21 protein-coding genes and 1 tRNA gene are annotated in these 22,488 nt (G+C 61.6%); all 22 read right to left on the bottom strand.

Going from position 1 to position 22,488, the window contains the following annotated elements; genetic code table 11:
- Positions 1–25: 25 nt before the first annotated feature.
- The 22 genes from FRZ40_RS00800 to FRZ40_RS00695 all read right to left on the bottom strand — a co-directional run bounded on the left by FRZ40_RS00800 (position 26) and on the right by FRZ40_RS00695 (position 22,460).
- Positions 26–322: a DUF2818 family protein gene (locus tag FRZ40_RS00800; protein ID WP_028369563.1), complete on the bottom strand. Its 297-nt coding sequence runs from the start codon at positions 320–322 to the stop codon at positions 26–28.
- On the bottom strand, positions 322–1,800 hold the full coding sequence (nuoN, locus tag FRZ40_RS00795) for an NADH-quinone oxidoreductase subunit NuoN (protein WP_035543187.1): 1,479 nt from the start codon (positions 1,798–1,800) through the stop codon (positions 322–324). Before nuoN ends, FRZ40_RS00800 begins: the two co-directional genes overlap by 1 nt.
- 25 nt (positions 1,801–1,825) lie before the next feature.
- Complete coding sequence (locus tag FRZ40_RS00790; protein WP_147232999.1) at positions 1,826–3,319, bottom strand: NADH-quinone oxidoreductase subunit M; 1,494 nt, start codon at positions 3,317–3,319, stop codon at positions 1,826–1,828.
- 22 nt (positions 3,320–3,341) lie between these two features.
- On the bottom strand, positions 3,342–5,411 hold the full coding sequence (gene nuoL, locus FRZ40_RS00785; protein ID WP_147232998.1) for an NADH-quinone oxidoreductase subunit L: 2,070 nt from the start codon (positions 5,409–5,411) through the stop codon (positions 3,342–3,344).
- A gap of 18 nt (positions 5,412–5,429) precedes the next feature.
- Complete coding sequence (gene nuoK, locus FRZ40_RS00780; protein ID WP_007588140.1) at positions 5,430–5,735, bottom strand: NADH-quinone oxidoreductase subunit NuoK; 306 nt, start codon at positions 5,733–5,735, stop codon at positions 5,430–5,432.
- Between the two features lie 18 nt (positions 5,736–5,753).
- On the bottom strand, positions 5,754–6,422 hold the full coding sequence (locus tag FRZ40_RS00775; RefSeq protein ID WP_028369567.1) for an NADH-quinone oxidoreductase subunit J: 669 nt from the start codon (positions 6,420–6,422) through the stop codon (positions 5,754–5,756).
- Between the two features lie 175 nt (positions 6,423–6,597).
- Positions 6,598–7,086, bottom strand: coding sequence for an NADH-quinone oxidoreductase subunit NuoI (nuoI, locus tag FRZ40_RS00770; protein ID WP_012401389.1), 489 nt, complete (start codon positions 7,084–7,086; stop codon positions 6,598–6,600).
- A gap of 14 nt (positions 7,087–7,100) precedes the next feature.
- Positions 7,101–8,165: an NADH-quinone oxidoreductase subunit NuoH gene (gene nuoH / locus FRZ40_RS00765; RefSeq protein WP_028369568.1), complete on the bottom strand. Its 1,065-nt coding sequence runs from the start codon at positions 8,163–8,165 to the stop codon at positions 7,101–7,103.
- Positions 8,166–10,499, bottom strand: a complete 2,334-nt coding sequence (nuoG, locus tag FRZ40_RS00760) for an NADH-quinone oxidoreductase subunit NuoG (RefSeq protein ID WP_147232997.1) — start codon at positions 10,497–10,499, stop codon at positions 8,166–8,168.
- Positions 10,500–10,594: 95 nt separating this feature from the next.
- Complete coding sequence (gene nuoF, locus FRZ40_RS00755; protein WP_028369570.1) at positions 10,595–11,923, bottom strand: NADH-quinone oxidoreductase subunit NuoF; 1,329 nt, start codon at positions 11,921–11,923, stop codon at positions 10,595–10,597.
- Positions 11,920–12,405 carry an NADH-quinone oxidoreductase subunit NuoE gene (gene nuoE, locus FRZ40_RS00750; RefSeq protein WP_028369571.1) on the bottom strand — a complete coding sequence of 162 codons (486 nt, stop codon included), beginning with the start codon at positions 12,403–12,405 and terminating at the stop codon, positions 11,920–11,922. The genes nuoF and nuoE overlap by 4 nt, the downstream gene beginning before the upstream one ends.
- A gap of 170 nt (positions 12,406–12,575) precedes the next feature.
- Positions 12,576–13,829 carry an NADH-quinone oxidoreductase subunit D gene (locus FRZ40_RS00745; protein WP_028369572.1) on the bottom strand — a complete coding sequence of 418 codons (1,254 nt, stop codon included), beginning with the start codon at positions 13,827–13,829 and terminating at the stop codon, positions 12,576–12,578.
- Positions 13,830–13,838: 9 nt separating this feature from the next.
- Positions 13,839–14,441: an NADH-quinone oxidoreductase subunit C gene (locus tag FRZ40_RS00740; protein WP_028369573.1), complete on the bottom strand. Its 603-nt coding sequence runs from the start codon at positions 14,439–14,441 to the stop codon at positions 13,839–13,841.
- A 20-nt stretch (positions 14,442–14,461) separates the two neighbouring features.
- Positions 14,462–14,941: a NuoB/complex I 20 kDa subunit family protein gene (locus tag FRZ40_RS00735; protein WP_006052903.1), complete on the bottom strand. Its 480-nt coding sequence runs from the start codon at positions 14,939–14,941 to the stop codon at positions 14,462–14,464.
- 62 nt (positions 14,942–15,003) lie between these two features.
- Complete coding sequence (locus tag FRZ40_RS00730) at positions 15,004–15,363, bottom strand: NADH-quinone oxidoreductase subunit A (RefSeq protein WP_028369574.1); 360 nt, start codon at positions 15,361–15,363, stop codon at positions 15,004–15,006.
- A 172-nt stretch (positions 15,364–15,535) separates the two neighbouring features.
- A tRNA-Leu gene (locus FRZ40_RS00725) sits at positions 15,536–15,620 on the bottom strand.
- A 112-nt stretch (positions 15,621–15,732) separates the two neighbouring features.
- Positions 15,733–16,125, bottom strand: a complete 393-nt coding sequence (gene secG / locus FRZ40_RS00720) for a preprotein translocase subunit SecG (RefSeq protein WP_147232996.1) — start codon at positions 16,123–16,125, stop codon at positions 15,733–15,735.
- A gap of 87 nt (positions 16,126–16,212) precedes the next feature.
- Positions 16,213–16,992 (bottom strand): triose-phosphate isomerase, encoded by a 780-nt coding sequence (gene tpiA / locus FRZ40_RS00715; RefSeq protein WP_147232995.1) that lies wholly within the window; start codon positions 16,990–16,992, stop codon positions 16,213–16,215.
- 155 nt (positions 16,993–17,147) lie between these two features.
- Positions 17,148–18,164 carry an NAD(P)H-quinone oxidoreductase gene (locus FRZ40_RS00710; RefSeq protein WP_147232994.1) on the bottom strand — a complete coding sequence of 339 codons (1,017 nt, stop codon included), beginning with the start codon at positions 18,162–18,164 and terminating at the stop codon, positions 17,148–17,150.
- Positions 18,165–18,291: 127 nt separating this feature from the next.
- Entirely contained in the window at positions 18,292–20,430 is a 2,139-nt protein-coding gene (pnp, locus tag FRZ40_RS00705; RefSeq protein ID WP_147232993.1) for a polyribonucleotide nucleotidyltransferase, read from the bottom strand.
- Between the two features lie 331 nt (positions 20,431–20,761).
- On the bottom strand, positions 20,762–21,031 hold the full coding sequence (rpsO, locus tag FRZ40_RS00700) for a 30S ribosomal protein S15 (protein WP_028369579.1): 270 nt from the start codon (positions 21,029–21,031) through the stop codon (positions 20,762–20,764).
- 157 nt (positions 21,032–21,188) lie between these two features.
- Positions 21,189–22,460: a branched-chain amino acid ABC transporter substrate-binding protein gene (locus FRZ40_RS00695; RefSeq protein WP_147232992.1), complete on the bottom strand. Its 1,272-nt coding sequence runs from the start codon at positions 22,458–22,460 to the stop codon at positions 21,189–21,191.
- Positions 22,461–22,488 lie beyond the last annotated feature (28 nt).

The following is a 22,488-nucleotide window of genomic DNA, read 5'->3' as shown; positions in this document are numbered from 1 at the left end:
GCAAAAGGCGCGACGGCTGAAACCGTCAGCGCCGTTTGACGAGATATTGAAACGTGAAGCCCGGGAAGGCGAAAACGATGAACAGGCTGAACGTGATCGCGTAGAACTGCCAGCCCTGCTCGAAGCGGTTGCCGGCGCGCGCTTCGAGCAGGAAGCCGAGTGCGCCGACGATGAAATACAGCACGATCAGTTCGCCGATCCTGATCCACGCGCTTTTCCTGACGGCCCGGACCGGCACCACACCGAATATGCGCTGGTTCAGGAACGGCAGGTTGGCGCCCACGAGCGCCAACAGCACGATGAACCACCCCGCTGCCGACATTACAGCGGCAGCGTATGCGAAATCGCGTTCAGGCAGATCGACATCAACGGACCGGGCACGATGCCGAGCACCAGCACGGCCACGCCGTTGAGCGCGAGCAGCGTGCGCTTGCAGGCGTCGCCTGCGATCGGCGTCGTGTCGACGGGATCGTCGAAGTACATCACCTTGACGATGCGCAGGTAGTAGAACGCGCCGAACAGCGACGTGATCACAGCCAGCACGGCGAGCCACGTGAGACCGGCGTTCATCGTCGCTTCGAGCACGGCGAGCTTCGCGTAGAAGCCGACCGTCGGCGGGATGCCGGCGAGCGAGAACATCATCACCATCATCACGAATGCGAACACCGGGCTGCGCTGGTTAAGGCCCTTGAAGTCGTCGATCGATTCGGCTTCGAACTCGCGGCGCGCCAGCAGCATCACGACGCCGAACGAGCCGAGCGTGGTCAGCAGATAGACGATGCTGTAGAACATCGCCGAGCCGTACGCGCTTGCCGCCGCGCCCGTCTTGCCGTCCACCACGCCTGCCAGCAGACCAAGCAGCACGAAGCCCATGTTCGAAATCGCCGAGTAAGCCAGCATCCGCTTGATGTTCCGCTGGACGATACCCGTGATGTTGCCGACGATCAGCGACAGCGCCGCCAGAATGACCAGCATTTCCTGCCAGTCGACGGCGAGCGGCAGCAGGCCCATCACCAGGAAGCGCAGACCCCACGCGAATGCCGCGGCCTTCGGACCACCGCCGACGATCAGCGTCATCGCAGTCGGCGCACCTTGATACACGTCGGGCACCCACATGTGGAACGGCACGGCGCCCATCTTGAACGCGACACCCGCGACGACGAAGATCACGCCGAACAGCAGCACGGCGTCGTTGATGCGGCCCGAAGCGACGGCCTTCAGCACTTCGTTCAGTTCCAGCGAGCCCGTCGCGCCGTACAGCATCGAGATGCCGTAGAGCAGGAAGCCCGAAGCCAGCGCGCCCAGCACGTAGTACTTCATCGCGGCTTCGTTCGACGGCGCGTTTTCACGGCGCAGCGCGATCACGGCGTACAGCGACAGCGACATCAGTTCCAGACCGAGATACAGCGTCAGGAAGTTGTTGCCCGAAATCATCACCAGCTGGCCGAGCAGCGAGAACATGCCGAGCAGGAAGAAGTTGCCTTCATAGAGGCCGCGGTCTTCCAGGTACTTGCGCGAGTACACGATCGACACCGCGTAGCCCAGCGACACGACCGCCTTCATCACGTTGGCGAACGGATCCACCACGTACATGCGCGAGAAGAAGTACTGCGGCCCGGCGCCCGGCGTGAAGGCATCGATGGCGAACCAGATGCCGGCCACGACCGTGGAAATCAGCGCGATGAAATACGTCGTGCGGCGGCTGTTCGGGCCAACGAACGTGTCGATAAGCCACGCGACGACGATAGCGGCCATCACCAGCGCGTCGGGTAACAAGGCGGTCATAGGTGCGTTTTGCATGATCTTTAAATTCCTACGCTTCGCATTACTGCGGTAGCGGCAGCTTCGACTGCGCAACGTGGGACAGGAGATTTTCCACCGACACGTGCATTACTTCGGTAAAGGGCTTCGGATAGATGCCCATGTACAGCGTCAACAACGCGAGGACTGCCAGCATGAAGAACTCGCGACGGTTGATGTCGACAAGGCTCTTCACGTGGTCGTTGACAACCGCGCCGAAGTACACGCGCTTGTACATCCACAACGTATAGGCCGCGCCGAGAATCAGCGTCACGGCCGCGCCGAACGCGATCCAGAAGTTGTACTGGACAGCGGCCAGAATCACCATGAACTCGCCGACGAAACCCGACGTGCCCGGCAGGCCGCAGTTCGCCATCGAGAACAGCATCACGAGCGCCGCGAACTTCGGCATTGTGTTGACGACGCCGCCGTAATCGGCGATCTGACGCGAGTGCATACGGTCATACAGCACGCCGATGCAAAGGAACATCGCGCCCGACACGAAACCGTGCGAGATCATCTGCACGATCGCGCCTTCCGTACCGAGCTGGTTGAAGATGAAGAAGCCGAGCGTGACGAAGCCCATGTGCGCGATCGACGAATACGCGACCAGCTTCTTCATGTCGGCCTGCACCATCGCGACGAGGCCGATGTAGACCACGGCGATCAGCGACAGCGTAATGACGACGGGTGCGAGGAAATGGCTTGCATCCGGCGCGATGGGCAGCGAGAAGCGCAGGAAACCGTACGCGCCCAGCTTCAGCATGATGGCGGCCAGCACGACCGAGCCGCCCGTCGGCGCTTCCACGTGCGCGTCCGGCAGCCACGTGTGGACAGGCCACATCGGCACCTTGACGGCGAACGCGAGGAAGAACGCGATGAATAGCAGCACCTGCGGCGTCATCGACAGCTTCGCGGCATGCCACGCAGCCAGATCGAACGTGCCCGTCTGCGTGTACAGGTACAGCAGGCCGACCAGCATCAGCAGCGAGCCCATCAGCGTATAGAGGAAGAACTTGAACGCCGCGTACACGCGGTTCGCCCCGCCCCACACGCCGATGATGATGTACATCGGAATCAGCGTCGCCTCGAAGAACACGTAGAACAGCATGCCGTCGGCCGCGCAGAACACGCCGACCATGATGCCCGACAGGATGAGGAACGCCGCCAGATACTGTCCGACGTTCTTCGTGATCACTTCCCAGGCGGCGATCACGACGATCACCGTGATCAGCGCCGTCAACACGACGAACCACATCGCGATACCGTCGATACCGAGGTGGTACGTGATGTTGAAGCGCTCGATCCAGTTAGCCTTTTCTTCGAACTGCAATGCTGCCGTATTCGTGTCGAAGTCCGTGATAAGCGGAATCGTCACGATGAAACTCAACACCGACCCGATCAGCGCAATCCATCGCGCCGGACCGGGATTGCGATCTGAACCGATGGCCAGAACCACCAGGCCGAAAACTATCGGCATCCAGATCGCGATACTCAGAATCGGAAACGTCGTGTGCATGAGAAGTGTCTCCAGCCTGTTCTTATTTGCCGCCGAGCGTTACAAACAGGGTCAAGAGCCCCAGCATGCCGATGATCATGGCGAATGCGTAGTGGTAGATATAACCCGATTGAAGGAAACGGATCACGCTCGCAAACCAGCCGATAAAGCGCGCGCTTCCGTTAACGATGCCGTCGATGACCACCACGTCGCCTTCTTTCCACAGGCCGCGGCCGATAGCCACGGCGCCGCGTGCGAACACGACTTCGTTGATCTTGTCCATGTAGTACTTGTTATCCAGCAGCGTGTAGATCGGACCGAAGCCACGCTTGATGACGGCCGGGAGATCCGGACGCTTCAGGTACAGGAACCACGACACCACGACACCCGCCAGCGCCAGCCACACAGGCAGGCCCGACGCAGCGTGCAGGCCCATCGAGGCCCAACCCTGGAATTCTTCTGCCATCTCGTGCAGGGCCGGATGGTTTTCGCCGATGAAGATCACCTTCTCGAACGCGACGCCGTGCTGGAAGAAATCGCCATACAGCATCGGGCCGATGCCGATCGCGCCGATCACGACCGACGGAATGGCCAGCAGAACCAGCGGCACCCAGACGACCCACGGCGTTTCGTGCGGCTCATGAGCGTGATGATCGTCATGACCGTGACCGTGGTCGTCGTGACCGTGGCCATGGCCATGCGCAGCGGCTTCCGCGCCCATCGGCGAGTCAGGATGCTTCGGACCGCGGAAGCGTTCTTCGCCGTGGAACACCATGAAGTACATGCGGAACGAGTACAGCGCCGTCACGAACACGCTCGCGACCACCGCGAAGTACGCGAAGCCCGAACCCGGGAGATGCGACAGCTTCACTGCGTCGATGATCGAGTCTTTCGAGTAGAAACCCGAGAAGAACGGCGTACCGATCAGCGCCAGCGAACCGACCAGCGACGTGATCCACGTGATCGGCATGTACTTGCGCAGGCCGCCCATGTTGCGCATGTCCTGATCGTGGTGCATGCCGATGATCACGGAACCCGCGCCGAGGAACAGCAGCGCCTTGAAGAACGCGTGCGTCATCAGATGGAACACGGCGACCGGGTAAGCCGACACGCCGAGCGCAACCGTCATGTAGCCGAGCTGCGACAGCGTCGAATAAGCCACGACACGCTTGATGTCGTTCTGCACGATGCCGAGGAAGCCCATGAACAGCGCCGTGATCGCGCCGATCACTGTGATGAACGACAGCGCTGCGTCCGACAGTTCGAACAGCGGCGACATGCGCGTCACCATGAAGATACCTGCCGTCACCATCGTTGCCGCGTGAATCAGCGCGGAGATCGGCGTCGGACCTTCCATCGAATCGGGCAGCCACACGTGCAGCGGGAACTGCGCCGACTTACCCATTGCGCCGATAAAGAGGCAGATACAGGCGACCGTCAGCAGGCCCCAGTCGGTGCCCGGGAACGACAGCGACGCCAGTTCGTGGCTCTTCGCGAACACGTCCCCGTAGTTCATCGAACCGCCGTACGCGAGGATCAGACCGATGCCGAGAATGAAGCCGAAGTCGCCCACGCGGTTGACGAGGAACGCCTTCATGTTCGCGTAGATCGCGCTCTCACGCTTGAAGTAGAAGCCGATCAGCAGGTACGACACGAGACCCACCGCTTCCCAGCCGAAGAACAGCTGCAGGAAGTTGTTGCTCATGACGAGCATCAGCATCGAGAACGTGAACAGCGAGATGTACGAGAAGAAACGCTGGTAACCCGTTTCTTCGTCGGCCATGTAGCCGATCGTGTAGACGTGCACCATCAGCGACACGAAGGTCACGACGCACATCATCATTGCCGTCAGCGTGTCGACGAGGAAGCCGACTTCGAACTTCACCTTGCCGACCGTCATCCATTCGTAGACGGTGGCGTTGAAGCTTCCGCCGTTCAGCACGTCGAGGAAGACGATGCACGAAAGAACGAACGAAATCGCGACGCCGAGGATCGTGACCGAGTGCGCACCGGCACGCCCGATCGCATTGCCGAACAGCCCCGCGATCAGCGAGCCGGCCAGCGGTGCGAGCGCAACCGCCAGCAACAGGTTTTCATTGAGTGTCGTTGACATAACAGCCTGTGCCTGAAGTTAACCTTTGAGCTGATCGAGATCCTCGACATTGATCGTGTCGAGGCTACGGAACAGGGTCACCAGAATTGCAAGACCGATCGCCGCTTCTGCTGCTGCAACCGTCAGCACGAAGAAGACGAAGATCTGGCCATGCACATCGCCGAGATAATGCGAGAACGCGACGAAGTTCGTGTTGACCGCCAGCAGCATCAATTCGATCGCCATCAGGATGATGATGACGTTGCGACGGTTCAGGAATATGCCAACGATGCTGATCGCGAACAGGATCGCGCCGAGCACGAGGTAATGGGCAAGGGACAACATGTTTTTCTCCTCCTGACGTCAGCTGTTCTTGCCGGCGCCCGCGTCGCCGGTAATGGCTTCAGGCTCGGCCGGCTGTTCCTTTTCGGCCGCCATCTTGACCATGCGCACGCGGTCTTCGCGGCGCACCTTGACCTGATCCGACACACGCTGGCGCTTGCTGTCCTTGCCGTGACGCGTGGTCAGCGCAATCGCTGCGATGATCGCGACGAGCAGCACGAGGCCGGCCACTTCGAACGCGAAGATGTAGTCGGTGTAGATGATCTTGCCGATCAGGCGCGTGTTCGACCAGTCGGCCGCGCCCGCGACGGCAGCCGTCGTGTCGCGCACGGGTTGAACCGTTGCGCCGTAGCCGTGCCACAGGATCAGCGCCGTTTCGATCACGATGATCGCGCCCACCACGGTCGCCATCGGAACGAAGCGCTTGAAGTCGCGCCGCAGCACGTCGAGATTGATGTCCAGCATCATCACGACGAACAGGAACAGCACCATCACCGCGCCGACATACACCAGCACCAGCAGGATCGCGAGGAATTCCGCCTGCAGCAGCATCCAGATCGCGGCCGCGTTGAAGAACGCGAGCACGAGGAACAACGCGGACGACACCGGGTTGCGCGAAGTGATCACCTTCAGCCCTGACACCGTCAGGAGTAGCGCGAAGATGTAGAACAGTACGGTCGTGAAGTCCATGATTACCGATTCATCGTTAGGCCATCGTCAGGCTTGGTGCTTTGGCGCGCGTCGTTTTCTGCATTGCACTGCTTTGCGTGCTGCTTTGCTTGACGCGGCGCCAGAGCGGTCTGGCTGCGCCGCGCGGTCTCATGCCTGTCGGACCGTGCGGCGTCGAACTGCTGTATCGAGCGAATCAGCGATACGGCGCGTCCGCTGCCTTGTTCGCGGCGATTTCCGCTTCGTAGCGGTCGCCGACGGCCAGCAGCATGTCCTTCGTGAAGTACAGGTCGCCGCGCTTTTCGCCGTGATATTCGAGGATGTGCGTTTCGACGATCGAATCGACCGGGCAGCTCTCTTCGCAGAAACCGCAGAAGATGCACTTGGTCAGGTCGATGTCGTAACGCGTCGTGCGGCGTGTGTTGTCCGCGCGCGTTTCCGATTCGATCGTAATGGCGAGCGCCGGGCACACCGCTTCGCACAGCTTGCAGGCGATACAGCGCTCTTCGCCGTTTTCATAACGGCGCAGCGCGTGCAGGCCGCGGAAACGCGGAGAAATCGGCGTCTTCTCTTCCGGGAACTGCACGGTGATCTTGCGCTGAAACGTGTAGCGTCCCGTCAGCGCGAGGCCCTTGAGCAGCTCGGTCAGAAAGAAGGTCTTGAAGAAGTTTTGGATTGCGGTCATGGTTCGTCCGCCCTTTAGTTCCAGATATTCAACGGCGACATGATCCAGAAGCCGACCACCACGACCCAGATCACGGTGACAGGCAGGAACACCTTCCAGCCCAGACGCATGATCTGGTCATAGCGGTAACGTGGGAACGTCGCACGCACCCAGATGAATACCGACAGCAGGAAGAAGACCTTCAGGACTAGCCAGAAAATGCCCGGGATGAACGACAGGAATTCGAACGGTGCGCTCCAGCCGCCCAGGAACAGGATCGATGCCAGCGCCGAAATCACAATCATGTTGATGTACTCGGCGAGGAAGAACAGCGCGAACGCCATCCCCGAGTAATCGATCATGTGACCCGCGACGATTTCCGACTCGCCTTCCACCACGTCGAACGGGTGACGGTTCGTTTCAGCAATGCCCGACACGAAGTACACGACGAAGGCCGGCAGGAGCGGCAGCCAGTTCCACGACAGGAACGTCACGCCGTGGCTCGCGAAGATGCCGCGCATCTGCGAACCGACGATGTCCGACAGGTTCATCGTGCCCGCCGTCATCATCACGACGACCAGCGCGAAACCCATCGACACTTCGTACGACACCATCTGTGCCGCGGCGCGCATGGCGCCGAGGAACGCGTACTTCGAATTCGACGCCCAGCCGGCGAGAATCACGCCGTACACGCCGACCGACGAGATCGAGATCGCGTACAGCAGACCCGCGTTGATGTCGCCGAGCACTGCGCCCGCCTGGAACGGAATCACCGCCCAGACCGCGAACGCGGGCACCACCACCATCACGGGTGCGACCAGATACACCCAGCGGCTTGCCTGGGTTGGCTGAATCACTTCCTTGAGCAGCAGCTTGAGCACGTCGGCGATCGGCTGCAGCAAACCTGCGGGGCCGACGCGGTTCGGTCCGAGACGCACGTGCATCCAGCCGATCAGCTTACGTTCCCACAGGATCAGGTAAGCGACGCACAGCAGGATCGCGACGGCCACCACGAGAATGCGCACGAGTGCCCACACGGTGGGCCATGCGACGCCGAGAATCTGGCTGCCGCCCGCGTTGATCGATTCGAACAAGGTCATTTACGCCTTCTCCACCACCAGTTCACCGAACAGGCTGCCCAACGCTGCACCGGCAGGCGTAGCCGCCGACACGCGGACGACCGTCTCCGCAAGATTCGCATCACGCACGGCCGGAATCTGCACCGAGCGATCGCCCTGACGAACGCGCACGGCGTCGCCTTCCTTCAAACCCAGCTTGTCGAACAGCGCGGCCGGCAGACCGACCGAATTCGCGGCGCGCGCCGCTGCCGTGAGATGCAGCGATTCCGCGCGGCGCACGAGCTGGTCGGCGTGGTAGATGGGCACATCGGCGATACGCTCGAACGTGCCTTCTGCTGCCTTCGCTGCGTTGCCGCGCGCGACGGCCACCGACGTCTTGTTCGACAGGCGCGGCGTGAGGTCGCCGTCGCCTAGGGCCGCGACGCGCACCTGTTCCGCCGTGTCGAAGTCGAAGCCCGACGCGCCGAGCAGGTTGCCCAGCACGCGCAGCACCTTCCATGCGGGACGCGTGTCCCCAAGCGGACGCACGACGCCGTTGAACATCTGCACCGTGCCTTCCGCGTTCACGAACGTGCCGGCCGTTTCCGTGTACGGTGCGACCGGCAGAATGACGTCGGCGTATTCGGCGCCCGTCTGGAACGGCGACAGCACGACGACCATTTCAGCCTGCTTCAGCGCGGCCAGCGCCTGCGCCGGGTTGGCCGTATCGAATTCAGGTTCGAGGTTCAGCAGCACATAACCCTTGCGCGGCTGCTCGAACACTTCGCGAGCGTTCAGACCGCCCTCGCCCGGCAATGCGTTGACCAGATGCGCACCGACCGTGTTCGCAGCTTCCGTCAGGAAACCGAGGGTCGCGCCCGTCGTTTCCGCGATCCATTGAGCCGCAGCGTGGATACGCGCGAACTCCGGATGCTGGACCGCACCGTTGCCGAGCAGCACGACACGCGTTTCGCCTGCGCCGAGCGCGGCAGCCGTCTGCTTTGCGGCGTCCGATGCCGTCTTGCCCGCGAAGGCGTCCGGCAGTGCGACGCCCTTTGCCTCCGACACGGCAGCCGCAATGCCCGCCAGTTCGTCGAGCCATGCCGACGGCGCCGCGGCGATACGCGCGGCTTGCGGGATCAGTGCGTCGTCCTTCGTGGCCTGCAGCAGCGTGATCTTCGCGCCGCCCTTCGCTGCCTGACGCAAACGTGCGGCAAACAGCGGATGGTCGCGGCGCAGCGACGAGCCGATCACGAGCGCGCTGTCGAGCATCGACAGATTGGCGATCGACGTGCCGAGCCACGGCGTGCCGTTGGCGCCCGCCGCGAAGTCCGTCTGACGCAGACGGAAATCGACGTTCGGCGTGCCGACAGCCTGAGCGATCTGCTTGAGCAGGAAGAGTTCTTCGACCGTGCTATGCGCGCTGCCGAGTGCGGCAATCGCGTTCGCGCCGTGGTCGTCCTTGATGCCCTTCAGACCCTTGACGACGTATTCGAGCGCCGTCTGCCAGTCCGTCTCGATCCACTGGCCGCCCTGCTTGAGCATCGGGCGCGTCAGACGTTCCGGGCTGTTGAGCCCTTCGTACGAGAAGCGGTCTTTGTCCGAAATCCAGCATTCGTTGATGGATTCGTTTTCGAACGGCAGAACACGCATCACGCGGTTGTTCTTCACCTGCACCACCAGGTTCGCGCCGACGGAATCGTGCGGGCTCACCGACTTGCGGCGCGACAGTTCCCACGTGCGGGCGCTGTAGCGGAACGGCTTGCTGGTCAGCGCACCGACCGGGCACAGGTCGATCATGTTGCCCGACAGTTCGGAGTCGACCGTCTTGCCGACGAACGACGTGATTTCCGAGTGCTCGCCGCGGCCGAGCATGCCCAGCTCCATCACGCCGGCGATCTCTTCGCCGAAGCGCACGCAGCGCGTGCAGTGGATGCAGCGCGACATCTCTTCCATCGAGATCAGCGGGCCGACGTTCTTGTGGAACACGACGCGCTTTTCTTCGCTATAACGCGACGACGACTTGCCGTAACCGACGGCCAGATCCTGCAACTGGCATTCGCCGCCCTGGTCGCAGATCGGGCAATCGAGCGGGTGATTGATCAGCAGGAATTCCATCACCGACTGCTGGCCCTTCACCGCCTTTTCCGACTGCGTGCGCACGATCATGCCCGCCGAGACCGGCGTCGCGCATGCAGGCACGGCCTTCGGCATCTTCTCGACATCGACGAGACACATCCGGCAGTTGGCCGCAATCGACAGCTTCTTGTGATAGCAGAAGTGAGGGATATAGGTATCGACCTTATGCGCAGCCTGAATGATCATGCTGCCTTCGGCCACCTCTACTTTCTTGCCGTCTATTTCAAGTTCAACCATGATGGTCAATCTTCCTTAACCTGTTACCGCTCAATCGTTCGCCCGCTCGCTGCCGCGCTTTCCGCGCAGCAGCGGCTCCCGCGTGTGCTTCAGCTTTATGCAGCGACCGTTTCCGGGGCCGCCGCCGCACCGGCATGACCGCCCGTGAGGCAACGCTTGTTGGCGACGTGATACTCGAATTCGTCCCAGTAGTGCTTGAGCATGCCCCGCACCGGCATCGCAGCCGCATCGCCAAGCGCGCAGATCGTGCGGCCCATGATGTTTTCGGCGACCGAGTTCAGCAGATCCAGGTCTTCCTTGCGGCCCAGACCGTGCTCGATGCGATGCACGACGCGATACAGCCAGCCCGTGCCTTCGCGGCACGGCGTGCACTGACCGCACGACTCTTCGTAATAGAAGTACGACAGGCGCAACAGCGAGCGCACCATGCAGCGCGTCTCGTCCATCACGATGACCGCGCCCGAGCCGAGCATCGAGCCCTGCTTCGCGATCGAATCGTAGTCCATGTCGGTTTGCATCATGAGGTCGCCCGGAATCACGGGAGCCGACGAACCGCCAGGGATCACAGCCTTGATCTTCTTGCCGCCGCGCATGCCACCCGCGAGTTCCATCAGCGTCGCGAACGGCGTGCCGAGCGGAATCTCGTAGTTGCCCGGACGCTCGACGTCGCCCGACACCGAGAAAATCTTCGTGCCGCCGTTGTTCGGCTTACCCATTTCGAGGTAATTCTGCGGACCGACTTCGAGCAGGAACGGCACGGCTGCGAACGTTTCCGTGTTGTTGATCGTGGTCGGCTTGCCGTACACGCCGAAGCTCGCCGGGAACGGCGGCTTGAAGCGCGGCTGGCCCTTCTTGCCTTCCAGCGATTCGAGCAGCGCCGTCTCTTCGCCGCAGATGTACGCGCCGTAACCGTGGTGCGCATGCAGCTGGAACGAGAAGCCCGAGCCCATGATGTTGTCGCCGAGGAAGCCCGCTGCGCGCGCTTCTTCCAGCGCTTCTTCGAAGCGTCGATAGACTTCGAAGATTTCGCCGTGAATGTAGTTGTAGCCGACGGTGATGCCCATCGCGTACGCGCCGATGGCCATGCCTTCGATCAGCGAATGCGGATTCCAGCGCAGGATGTCGCGATCCTTGAACGTGCCCGGTTCGCCTTCGTCCGAATTGCAGACGAGGTACTTTTGCCCCGGGAACTGACGCGGCATGAAGCTCCACTTCAGGCCCGTCGGGAAGCCCGCACCGCCGCGGCCGCGCAGACCCGAAGCCTTGACGTCGGCGATCACCTGCTCGGGCGGAATCTTTTCTTCCAGAATGCGACGCAGCTGCTTGTAGCCACCGCGCTCGACGTAGTCCTGAAGATGCCAGTTGTCGCCGTTCAGACCGGCGAGAATCAGCGGCTTGATGTGACGATCGTGTAAAGACGTCATTTCGAAAGTTCCTCGAGGAGCTGGTCGATCTTCTCGCGGCTCATGAAGCTGCACATACGGTGGTTGTTCACGAGCATCACGGGGGCGTCACCGCACGAGCCCATGCACTCGCCCTCTTTGAGGGAGAACTTGCCGTCGGGCGTGGTTTCGCCGAAGTCGATACCGAGCTTCTGCTTCAGATATTCGGCGGCGCTGTCCGAACCGCCATCGGGACCGAGCTGGCACGGCAGGTTCGTGCAGAGCGTGATCTTGTATTTGCCGACAGGCTTCGTCTCATACATCGTGTAGAAGGTCGCAACCTCCTGCACGGCGACGGCCGGCATGCCGAGATAGTCCGCCACGAACTGCATCAGTTCGGGCGACAGCCAGCCATGCTCTTCCTGACCGACGGCGAGAGCCGACATCACGGCGGACTGCTTCTGATCGGCGGGATACTTCGCGATCGCGCGATCGATTTCTTTCAGGCCTTCAGCTGAGATCATTTTCAGACACGACTCTTTCAATTCCTACCGAACGAAAACCTGTCGCGCACTGCGTATTGCGGCATATTGCGACAGACCCGGCGTTCCTTTGCTTGACGCGCGCTCCGCTTCTCATGCTTTATCGGCTGCGAGAGCGCGCGCCTTGATGAAATACCGCTAGTGCGGACCGCCTAGCGGTCCACTTCACCGAACACGATGTCCTGCGTGCCGATGATCGTCACGGCGTCGGCGATCATGTGGCCGCGCGCCATTTCGTCGAGCGCGGACAGATGCGCATAACCCGGCGCGCGAATCTTGAGGCGGTATGGCTTATTTGCACCGTCCGACACGAGATAGATGCCGAACTCGCCCTTCGGATGCTCGACGGCTGCGTACGCTTCGCCTTCGGGCACATGGAAACCTTCCGTAAAGAGCTTGAAGTGGTGAATCAACTCTTCCATGTTCGACTTCATGCCGACGCGCGACGGCGGCGCAACCTTGTGATTGTCCGTCATCACAGGGCCGGGATTCTTACGCAACCATTCAATGCACTGTTTCGCGATGCGCGTGGATTGACGCATTTCTTCGACGCGCACCAGATAGCGGTCGTAGCAGTCGCCATTCACGCCGACGGGGATGTCGAAGTCCATCTGGTCATACACTTCGTACGGCTGCTTCTTGCGCAGATCCCACTCGATGCCCGAGCCGCGCAGCATCGCGCCCGTCATACCGAGTTGCAGCGCGCGTTCCGGACTCACGACACCGATGCCGACCAGACGCTGCTTCCAGATGCGGTTGTCGGTGAGCAGCGTTTCGTACTCGTCGACGCACTTCGGGAAGCGGTTGAAGAAGTCTTCGATGAAGTCGAGCAGCGAACCCTGACGCGTTTCGTTCAGCTTCGACAAAGCCTTCGCGTTACGGATCTTCGATGCCTTGTATTGCGGCATTGCGTCCGGCAGATCGCGATAGACGCCGCCCGGACGATAGTACGCCGCGTGCATCCGTGCGCCGGACACCGCTTCATACACGTCCATCAGATCTTCGCGTTCGCGGAAGGCGTACAGAAACACAGCCATTGCGCCGACGTCGAGTGCGTGCGCGCCGATCCACATCAGATGGTTCAGCACGCGCGTGACTTCGTCGAACAGTACGCGGATGTACTTCGCGCGGATCGGCACGTCGATGCCGAGCAGCTTTTCGATCGCCATCACGTAGCCGTGCTCGTTGACCATCATCGACACGTAGTCGAGACGGTCCATGTACGGCACCGACTGGATGAACGTCTTGCTTTCCGCGAGCTTTTCAGTGGCGCGGTGCAGGAGGCCGATGTGCGGATCGGCGCGCTGGATCACTTCGCCGTCGAGTTCGAGCACGAGGCGCAGCACGCCGTGCGCTGCCGGGTGCTGCGGTCCGAAGTTGAGCGTGTAGTTCTTGATCTCTGCCATGGCGTTCTCTTAGTGTTTCAGGCCGCCATAGCGATCCTCGCGGATCACGCGCGGCGTGATTTCCCGAGGCTCGATCGTCACCGGCTGATAGACGACGCGCTTCTCTTCCGGGTCGTAACGCATCTCGACATAGCCGGAAACAGGGAAATCCTTGCGGAACGGGTGACCGATGAAACCGTAATCGGTCAGGATGCGGCGCAGGTCGGGGTGACCCTCGAACACGATGCCGTACAGGTCGAATGCTTCGCGCTCGTACCAGTTGGCCGAATTCCAGATCTCGACGACGGAGGGGATCAGCGGCACGTCGTCGTCCGGGGCGAACACGCGCACGCGCACGCGCCAGTTGTTCGAGACGGACAGCAGATGCAGGACGGCGGCAAAACGCGGACCTTCGTAAGCGCCTTCACCGTAGGTTTGATAGTCGATACCGCAGAGGTCGATCAACTGCTCGAAACGCAGCGTCGCGTCATCGCGCAGACGCCTGGCCACTTCGAGGTAATCGCCTGCCTTCACGACGATGGTCAGCTCACCGATCGATTCGGTGATGCTCGTCAGGCGGCCGCCAAAGGCCGCCTCGAGGTTCGCTTTGAGGGTCTCGAGTTTGCTTGCCATATTGTGGGGAGGCTTTGGGCTTATTGACGGGCGATGGTGTTGGTCCGGCGGATCTTCGCCTGCAGCTGGATCACGCCGTACACCAGCGCTTCAGCCGTGGGCGGACAGCCCGGCACATACACATCGACGGGCACGATCCGGTCACAGCCACGCACCACCGAATACGAGTAGTGATAGTAGCCGCCGCCGTTCGCGCACGAACCCATCGAGATCACCCAGCGCGGCTCGGCCATCTGGTCGTAGACCTTGCGTAGCGCAGGCGCCATCTTGTTGCACAGCGTGCCGGCGACGATCATCACGTCCGACTGACGCGGACTCGGACGAAACACCACGCCGAAACGGTCAAGGTCATAACGGGCGGCGCCCGCATGCATCATCTCGACCGCGCAACACGCAAGACCGAACGTCATCGGCCACAGTGAACCGGTACGCGTCCAGTTGATCAGCTTGTCAGCCGTGGTGGTGACAAACCCTTCCTTCAAGACCCCTTCGATACTCATTTGTTTTCCACTCCAGACGGGCGGCGAGCCATCGCCACCCATGCACATCGGCGATTAACCCGTCATTCCCAGTCGAGACCACCTTTCTTCCAGATATAGGCGAAGCCCAACAGGAATTCGAGCAGAAAAATCATCATCGAGATGAAACCCGGCCAGCCGATATCGCGCAGAGCCACGCCCCACGGAAACAGGAATGCCGTTTCAAGGTCGAAGATGATAAAGAGAATGGCAACCAGGTAATAGCGCACGTCGAATTTCATGCGCGCATCTTCGAATGCTTCGAAGCCGCACTCGTACGGTGCGTTCTTTTCGGTGTCCGGCCGATTCGGACCGAGGATCTTGCCGATACTGACCAGTGCTACGCCTAAACCGGTGCCCACGAGGAGGAACATCAATACGGGGAAATAGGCTGCGAGGTTCAAAGCTATCCTCAATCGGTTGGTTCTGAGTAACGTCAGGAGACGCAAACTACCGTGAACAACCCCTGACGCGAAACACTTCGGGATGCTTGATGTTGAAAGCCCACAGCAAACACCACCCCAGAAGTGAAAATGCCAGCCGAAGCTGAAGCAAGCGGCTGGCATTAGATAACATTGGTGCCGACGGCGAGACTCGAACTCGCACAGCTTTCGCCACTACCCCCTCAAGATAGCGTGTCTACCAATTTCACCACGTCGGCACTGTCTGCAATCCGGGAAAACAACTTGTAAAACCCGCGAATCGCTTCAAGACTTGAATTGTAACCCGGTTAAACAGTTTGTTCAACGCACAAACGTGTTTTCCTCGAAAATTTATTTCGGCACGTCCTGACCTGGCGCAGAAGCTGCAGGTGCAGCGACTGCAGCCGATGCATTAGCCGGCGCCGACGCAGCAGGAGCAATCGATGCCGCCACAGGTGCCGATGCCGCCGGCATGCTGCCAAGCACGCCTGCAGAAGGCTTCGAGTGATACGCGCCGAGGTACGTCAGTGCCAACGTGGTGACGAAAAACACAGCTGCCAGTATCGCAGTGGTACGTGACAGAAAATTAGCAGAACCTGTCGCGCCGAAGAGACTGCCCGATGCGCCACTACCGAAAGCAGCGCCCATGTCGGCGCCCTTGCCATGCTGCAACAGCACGAGGCCGATGACACCCAGCGCCGACAGCAACTGCACGACAATGATCAACGTTTTCAAATACAGCATCACACTCACCTGAGTCTTTATTTAACCGCGCAGCACGATATGCCGCACGCAATGGGTCATCCTCGCCCGGGCACTCTGCCTTGATGCTCAGCGCGCGGCCGTGGCCGCGACAGCTGCAGTGCAGATTGCCAGGAAATCCTTGTCCTTCAACGACGCGCCACCGATCAGACCACCGTCGATATCCGGCTGGCTGAACAGATCTTCCGCGTTCTCCGGCTTCACGCTGCCGCCGTATAGCAGCAGAACGTCGGCGGCATCGCCACCCTTCGCTGCAAGACGCGCGCGCAGAAACGCGTGAACGTCCTGCGCCTGCTGCGCCGTTGCGCTCTTGCCAGTGCCAATTGCCCACACAGGCTCATAAGCGACGACAATGCGAGCCGCGTCGCCAACCGACAGCGCATCAAGCACAGCGTCGATCTGCTCGCCGATGACTTGCTCCGTCCTGCCGCTCTCGCGCTCTTCTAGCGTTTCGCCGACACAGACGATCGGCGTCAAGCCTGCTTCGAGCGCGCGCTGCGTCTTCACTGCAACGACCTCGGCGCTTTCGCGATGATAAGCACGCCGCTCCGAGTGCCCGACGATCGCAAATGTCGAACCGAACTCAGCAGCCATCGCTGCCGCGACTTCGCCGGTATAGGCGCCCTGCGTGTACGCGGAAACATCCTGCACGCCCCACGCGACGCGGCCGCTTTCGAGCAGCGTTTGCGCCTGCGCCAGATAGGGGCACGGCACGCACACGCCGACCCGCACATCGTCAGGAAGATCGTCCGCGCCGCGCGATACGGCTTGCAGCAGCACGCGATTGTCGGCAAGCCGACCGTGCATCTTCCAGTTACCGACTACCAGTTTTGCTCGTTGTTTCGCCATCGTCTCGCTCGATTTATCGTGGTGCGGGTGATGAGCGCGTCCGCTTCGTCGGCGCTCGGTACCCGGTCCGCATGCAAAAACCATGCAGAACGCGCAAAACATGCGATTTTACTGTGTGCTGACAGACCGGGTCAAACTCAATTAAACGAGCGCTGTCAAGCGCCCGCGCCCCAATTCAACACGATCTTGCCGACGTGCGTGCTGCTTTCCATCAGCTCATGCGCCTGCGCCGCTTCTGCTGCGGGGAACACCTTGTAGATCACCGGCTTGATCGTGCCGTCTTCGAGATGCGGCCACACGCGCTCTTTCAGCTGCGCGGCGATCTTCGCCTTGAATTCGACTGGACGCGGACGCAGCGTCGAGCCCGTGATCGTCAGGCGGCGACGCAGAATCTCGTTCAGATTCACTTCGGACTTCGCGCCGCCCAGCAGCGCGATGACCACGAGACGCCCGCCATCGGCCAGCGCCTTCAGTTCGCGCGGCACGTAACTGCCTGCGACCATGTCGAGAATCACGTCGACGCCGCGATCGTTCGTCAGTGACTTGATCACTTCGACGAAATCTTCCGTCTTGTAGTTGATCGCGCGCTCGGCGCCGAGCTCTTCGCACGCGCGGCACTTTTCGTCCGTGCCCGCCGTTGCGAACACGCGAAAACCCAGCGCATGCGCGATCTGGATCGCTGTCACGCCAATGCCGCTCGAACCGCCCTGCACGAGGAATGTTTCGTTTTCGCCGCCCTCGCCTTTGCCGAGCATCGCACGGTCAAAAACATTGCTCCAGACCGTGAAGAACGTTTCGGGCAAAGCAGCCGCTTCGATATCCGAAAAGCCTTTCGGCACGGGCAGACATTGCAGCAGCGGCACGGCCGCGTATTCGGCGTAACCGCCGCCCGCCATCAGCGAGCACACGCGGTCGCCGATCTTCAGACCGAACGGATTGCGCTTGTCGTCGATGTTTCCGCCGACGATTTCGCCCGCCACTTCCAACCCCGGCAGATCCGACGCGCCCGGCGGCGGTGCATAGCCGCCCTTGCGCTGGAACACGTCCGGACGATTCACGCCCGACGCAGCCACTTTGATCAGCACTTCGCCCGCTTTCGGCTCCGGCATCGGCCGCTCAGCGAGTTTCAAGACTTCCGGCGCACCGAATTCGGTGATTTCGATTGCGTTCATCGTCGTCTCTCCCAGGTCTGGATAGCGCTGCAAACCGGTCAGACAAAACCCGTTCGCACTGCAATCCACCCTACATGAAAAACGGCCGGCGCGCTTTTGCGCTACCGGCCGCCCCGCTTTCACCGCGTTACTGCTGCGGCGTCGGCTCCGTCTGTGCTGCTTCGTTCAGGAGCGCTTTCGCCGACAGGCGCACGCGACCCTTTTCGTCCGTCTGGATGACCTTGACCTTCACTTGCTGGCCTTCCTTCAGGTAGTCGTTGATGTCCTTGATGCGCTCGTTGGCGATTTCGGAGATGTGCAGCAGACCATCCTTGCCCGGCAGCAGGTTGACGATCGCGCCGAAGTCCAGCAGCTTGAGGACCGTGCCTTCGTAGATCTGGCCGACTTCGACTTCCGCCGTGATGTTCTCGATGCGCTTCTTCGCTTCTGCCATGCCTTCGGAGCTCGTGCTCGCGATAGTGACGACCCCGTCGTCGGAAATGTCGATCGTCGTGCCCGTTTCTTCCGTCAGCGCGCGGATCACCGAACCGCCCTTGCCGATCACGTCGCGGATCTTTTCCGGATTGATCTTGATGGTGATCATGCGCGGCGCGTAGTCGGACAGCTCCGTGTTCGTGGCCGGAACCGCTTCCGTCATCTTGCCGAGGATGTGCATGCGGCCTTCCTTCGCCTGCGCGAGCGCGACCTGCATGATTTCCTTCGTGATGCCCTGGATCTTGATGTCCATCTGCAGCGCCGTGACGCCGCTAGCCGTGCCCGCGACCTTGAAGTCCATGTCGCCGAGGTGATCTTCGTCGCCGAGGATGTCGGTCAGCACGGCGAACTTGTTGCCTTCGAGGATCAGGCCCATCGCGATGCCCGCGACGTGCGCCTTCATCGGCACGCCGGCGTCCATCAGCGCGAGACAGCCGCCGCACACCGATGCCATCGACGACGAACCGTTCGATTCCGTGATTTCCGACACGACGCGGATCGAGTAGCCGAATTCGTCGGCGCTCGGCAGGCACGCGACCAGCGCGCGCTTCGCGAGGCGGCCGTGGCCGATCTCGCGGCGCTTCGGCGAGCCGACACGGCCCGTTTCGCCCGTCGCGAACGGAGGCATGTTGTAGTGGAGCATGAAGCGGTCGCGGTACTCGCCTTCGAGCGCGTCGATGATCTGCTCATCGCCCTTCGTGCCGAGCGTCGCGACGACGAGCGCCTGCGTTTCGCCACGCGTGAACAGCGCCGAACCGTGCGTACGCGGCAGGACGCCCGTACGGATTTCGATCGGGCGCACCGTGCGCGTGTCGCGGCCGTCGATACGCGGCTCGCCGTTCAGGATCTGCGAACGGACGATCTTCGCTTCGATGTCGAACAGGACGTTGCCAACCGACGCCTTGTCTGCCGCCGCCGCGCCTGCTGCTGCCGCTTCTTCTTCCAGCTTGGACTGCGTCGCTGCGTAGACTTCCTTCAACTTCGTCGAGCGAGCCTGCTTGTCGCGCGTCTGATACGCCGACAGCAGTTCGTTGTAGGCGATGTCGTTGACGCGCGAGATCAGCGCTTCGTTCTTCGGCGCGGCTTGCCAGTCCCACTCCGGCTTGCCGCCTTCACGCACCAGTTCGTGGATCGCGTCGATGGCCGTCTGCATCTGCTCGTGACCGAACACGACAGCGCCCAGCATCACGTCTTCCGGCAACTGATCCGCTTCGGATTCGACCATCAGCACCGCGCGTTCCGTACCGGCGACGACGAGGTCCAGACGCGATTCCTTGACTTGCGAACGGGTCGGGTTCAGCACGTACTCGTTATTGATGTACGCGACGCGCGCAGCACCGACGGGGCCGTTGAACGGCAGACCCGACACGGCGAGGGCTGCCGACGCGCCGATCAGCGCGGGGATGTCGGCGGGGACTTCCGGGTTGATCGACATCACGTGGATGACGACCTGGACTTCGTTGTAGAAGCCTTCCGGGAAGAGCGGGCGCAGCGGACGGTCGATCAGGCGCGAGATCAGCGTTTCGCCTTCCGACGGACGGCCTTCGCGACGGAAGAAGCCGCCGGGGATCTTGCCTGCCGAGTAGGTCTTTTCGATGTAGTCGACGGTCAGCGGGAAGAAGTCCTGGCCCGGCTTCGCCGTCTTCGCACCGACGACGGTCGCGAGCACGACCGTGTCTTCGACGTCGACGAGCACGGCACCGCCCGCCTGGCGGGCGATTTCACCCGTCTCCATGCGAACCGTATGCTGGCCCCACTTGAACTCTTTGACGACCTTGTTAAACAGAGACATTTGTCCTCCTTGATCTTTGGTCATGCCGCGCGAAGCTGCGCGCGGCATCGTCAGGACCGGAGCCTTTCGGGTAGAGGAGTGTTATGCCATTCCAGAGAGCCGCGTGGATACATGAATCACTTGTACGCGAACCGCTGGAATGACACAGCGCCCTACCCTGAAGCCCGGCTTTATTTCGTGCTTTGTTTCGTTTTACCCCGCAGCGCAACCGGCGCGCCGGAGGGGTGATTCAACGACAAACTTCACATGAAGCGCACCGTTGAAAAACAAAATGCCTGTATCAGCGGAACTGACACAGGCATCTTGCTGACAGAAAGTCCGATGCGCCGGATTACTTACGCAGACCCAGCTTCTCGATCAGAGCGCGGTAACGGTCCGCGTCCTTGCCCTTCAGGTAGTCGAGCAGCTTGCGGCGACGGCTCACCATGCGCAGCAGACCGCGGCGGCTGTGGTGATCCTTCGAGTGGGCCTTGAAGTGAACCGTCAGTTCGTTGATGCGCGTGGTCAGCAGAGCGACCTGAACTTCGGGGGAGCCGGTGTCGTTTGCGCCACGTGCGAATTGCGCGACGACGTCGGATTTCTTGATTTCAGCTACGGACATGTTGATTTCCTTTGAATCAGACAGGCGGTCACGGAAGAAGGGCCGTGCCGTGGGTTACAACAAAACGAGTCGCGTATTGTAGCACAGCCCGTTCATCCGGCGAACCCCGCCGATTCGAGCACCGCGTCCGGCAAGGCTCGCACAGCGCCACGGCGCTTCAGGGCCGCTTCATCCGGCAGGTCGTCGGCGCAACGGTGCGCTCGGGCGCCAGCGCCAGCACCGTCCTGAAGCCATAGCGCGAGCCTTCGTTGTCGAAATGGACGCCCGGCGTGCCCGCCTTGTCCATCTCCATCACGTAAAGGGGCTGGATCAATTGATGATCGTCGGCGCGCATCCACGATGCATGGAAGCCGTTGTCGTACTTCATCCCTTCCAGCGCCTTCGCAACCTTCTCCGGCTGTGCACTGCCCGCGCGGTTCATCGCTGTTGCCAGCATTTCGATCATCAGCGGCATGCGCAATACGGGATAGTCGTCCTGCGCGGCAGGAAAACGCTGGCGGAACGACGCATACCAGCCGTCCGACGCGGCGCCGCCCGCATTCGGATGCCAGTCGGCCACGGCGATCACGCGCTTCACGCCCGCATCACCCAGCGCGGCGGGCGCGCCGAGGCTGTTGCCGTAGAACGTGTAGAACTTCGTGTCGACGCCCTGCTCGCGCGCCGCTTTCACGAGCAGCGTCAGATCGTTGCCCCAGTTGCCCGTGATTACGGCATCGGCGCCGCTTGCGCGAATCTTCGCGATGTACGGCGCGAAGTCCTTCACGCGCCCGATCGGATGAAATTCGTCGCCGACCACGCCGATATCCGGCCGCTTCGACGCGAGCGCCGCGCGCGCGAGGATGCTGACGTCATGTCCGAAGCTGTAATCCTGGTTCAGCAGATAGACCTTCTTCACCGACTTGTCGCGCTGGATCACGTCGGCGAGCGCGTCCATCCGCATCCCGGCGTGCGCGTCGAAGCGAAAATGCCAGAAGCGGCAGTTCGCGTTGGTGAGTGCCGGATCGTCGGCAGAATAGTTGAGAAAGAGTTCGCGGTTGTCCGGTTCGCGTGTGTTTTGCCGGTCGATCGCCGTAAGCAGCGCGGCTGCCACGGCCGAACTGTTGCCTTGCGTGATGAACCCGATGTGCCCGTCAGCGGCGGCGCGCAGTTGTACGAGCGCTTCCTCCGCACTGCCCTTGCTGTCGAGCACGACGAGCTCCAACGGATGCGCGCCGTCCGCGAGCTTCACGCCGCCGCGCGCGTTGACCGTTTCCACGCCGAAGCGCAAATTCCGTTCGACGGCCGCGCCCGCGTTCGCAAACGGGCCGGACATGCCTTCGATCATCGCGATCCGGATCGGCGAGCCTGTCGGCGCGCCCTGCGCATGCGCGCTCGCCGCCGCTGCCAGCGTCATCGCCGCCATCACCGCTTTTGCCCACTTTGCTGTCATCCGCGCGCCCCGTCTGTCGATCGAAGCG

It is taken from the genome of Paraburkholderia azotifigens, from assembly GCF_007995085.1.
In the GTDB taxonomy this organism is placed as follows: domain Bacteria; phylum Pseudomonadota; class Gammaproteobacteria; order Burkholderiales; family Burkholderiaceae; genus Paraburkholderia; species Paraburkholderia azotifigens.
The sequence above is the reverse complement of the archived record's forward strand: the minus strand, read 5'-3'. Positions and strand labels throughout refer to the sequence as shown.

Excerpts from the sequence above, each read along its gene's own strand:
- FRZ40_RS00800 (WP_028369563.1), bottom strand. The coding sequence starts at position 322 with ATGTCGGCAGCGGGGTGGTTCATCGTGCTGTTGGCGCTCGTGGGCGCC.
- nuoN (WP_035543187.1), bottom strand. The coding sequence starts at position 1,800 with ATGCAAAACGCACCTATGACCGCCTTGTTACCCGACGCGCTGGTGATG.
- FRZ40_RS00790 (WP_147232999.1), bottom strand. The coding sequence starts at position 3,319 with ATGCACACGACGTTTCCGATTCTGAGTATCGCGATCTGGATGCCGATA.
- nuoL (WP_147232998.1), bottom strand. The coding sequence starts at position 5,411 with ATGTCAACGACACTCAATGAAAACCTGTTGCTGGCGGTTGCGCTCGCA.
- nuoK (WP_007588140.1), bottom strand. The coding sequence starts at position 5,735 with ATGTTGTCCCTTGCCCATTACCTCGTGCTCGGCGCGATCCTGTTCGCG.
- FRZ40_RS00775 (WP_028369567.1), bottom strand. The coding sequence starts at position 6,422 with ATGGACTTCACGACCGTACTGTTCTACATCTTCGCGCTACTCCTGACG.
- nuoI (WP_012401389.1), bottom strand. The coding sequence starts at position 7,086 with ATGACCGCAATCCAAAACTTCTTCAAGACCTTCTTTCTGACCGAGCTG.
- nuoH (WP_028369568.1), bottom strand. The coding sequence starts at position 8,165 with ATGACCTTGTTCGAATCGATCAACGCGGGCGGCAGCCAGATTCTCGGC.
- nuoG (WP_147232997.1), bottom strand. The coding sequence starts at position 10,499 with ATGGTTGAACTTGAAATAGACGGCAAGAAAGTAGAGGTGGCCGAAGGC.
- nuoF (WP_028369570.1), bottom strand. The coding sequence starts at position 11,923 with ATGACGTCTTTACACGATCGTCACATCAAGCCGCTGATTCTCGCCGGT.
- nuoE (WP_028369571.1), bottom strand. The coding sequence starts at position 12,405 with ATGATCTCAGCTGAAGGCCTGAAAGAAATCGATCGCGCGATCGCGAAG.
- FRZ40_RS00745 (WP_028369572.1), bottom strand. The coding sequence starts at position 13,829 with ATGGCAGAGATCAAGAACTACACGCTCAACTTCGGACCGCAGCACCCG.
- FRZ40_RS00740 (WP_028369573.1), bottom strand. The coding sequence starts at position 14,441 with ATGGCAAGCAAACTCGAGACCCTCAAAGCGAACCTCGAGGCGGCCTTT.
- FRZ40_RS00735 (WP_006052903.1), bottom strand. The coding sequence starts at position 14,941 with ATGAGTATCGAAGGGGTCTTGAAGGAAGGGTTTGTCACCACCACGGCT.
- secG (WP_147232996.1), bottom strand. The coding sequence starts at position 16,125 with ATGCTGTATTTGAAAACGTTGATCATTGTCGTGCAGTTGCTGTCGGCG.
- tpiA (WP_147232995.1), bottom strand. The coding sequence starts at position 16,992 with ATGGCGAAACAACGAGCAAAACTGGTAGTCGGTAACTGGAAGATGCAC.
- FRZ40_RS00710 (WP_147232994.1), bottom strand. The coding sequence starts at position 18,164 with ATGAACGCAATCGAAATCACCGAATTCGGTGCGCCGGAAGTCTTGAAA.
- pnp (WP_147232993.1), bottom strand. The coding sequence starts at position 20,430 with ATGTCTCTGTTTAACAAGGTCGTCAAAGAGTTCAAGTGGGGCCAGCAT.
- rpsO (WP_028369579.1), bottom strand. The coding sequence starts at position 21,031 with ATGTCCGTAGCTGAAATCAAGAAATCCGACGTCGTCGCGCAATTCGCA.
- FRZ40_RS00695 (WP_147232992.1), bottom strand. The coding sequence starts at position 22,460 with ATGACAGCAAAGTGGGCAAAAGCGGTGATGGCGGCGATGACGCTGGCA.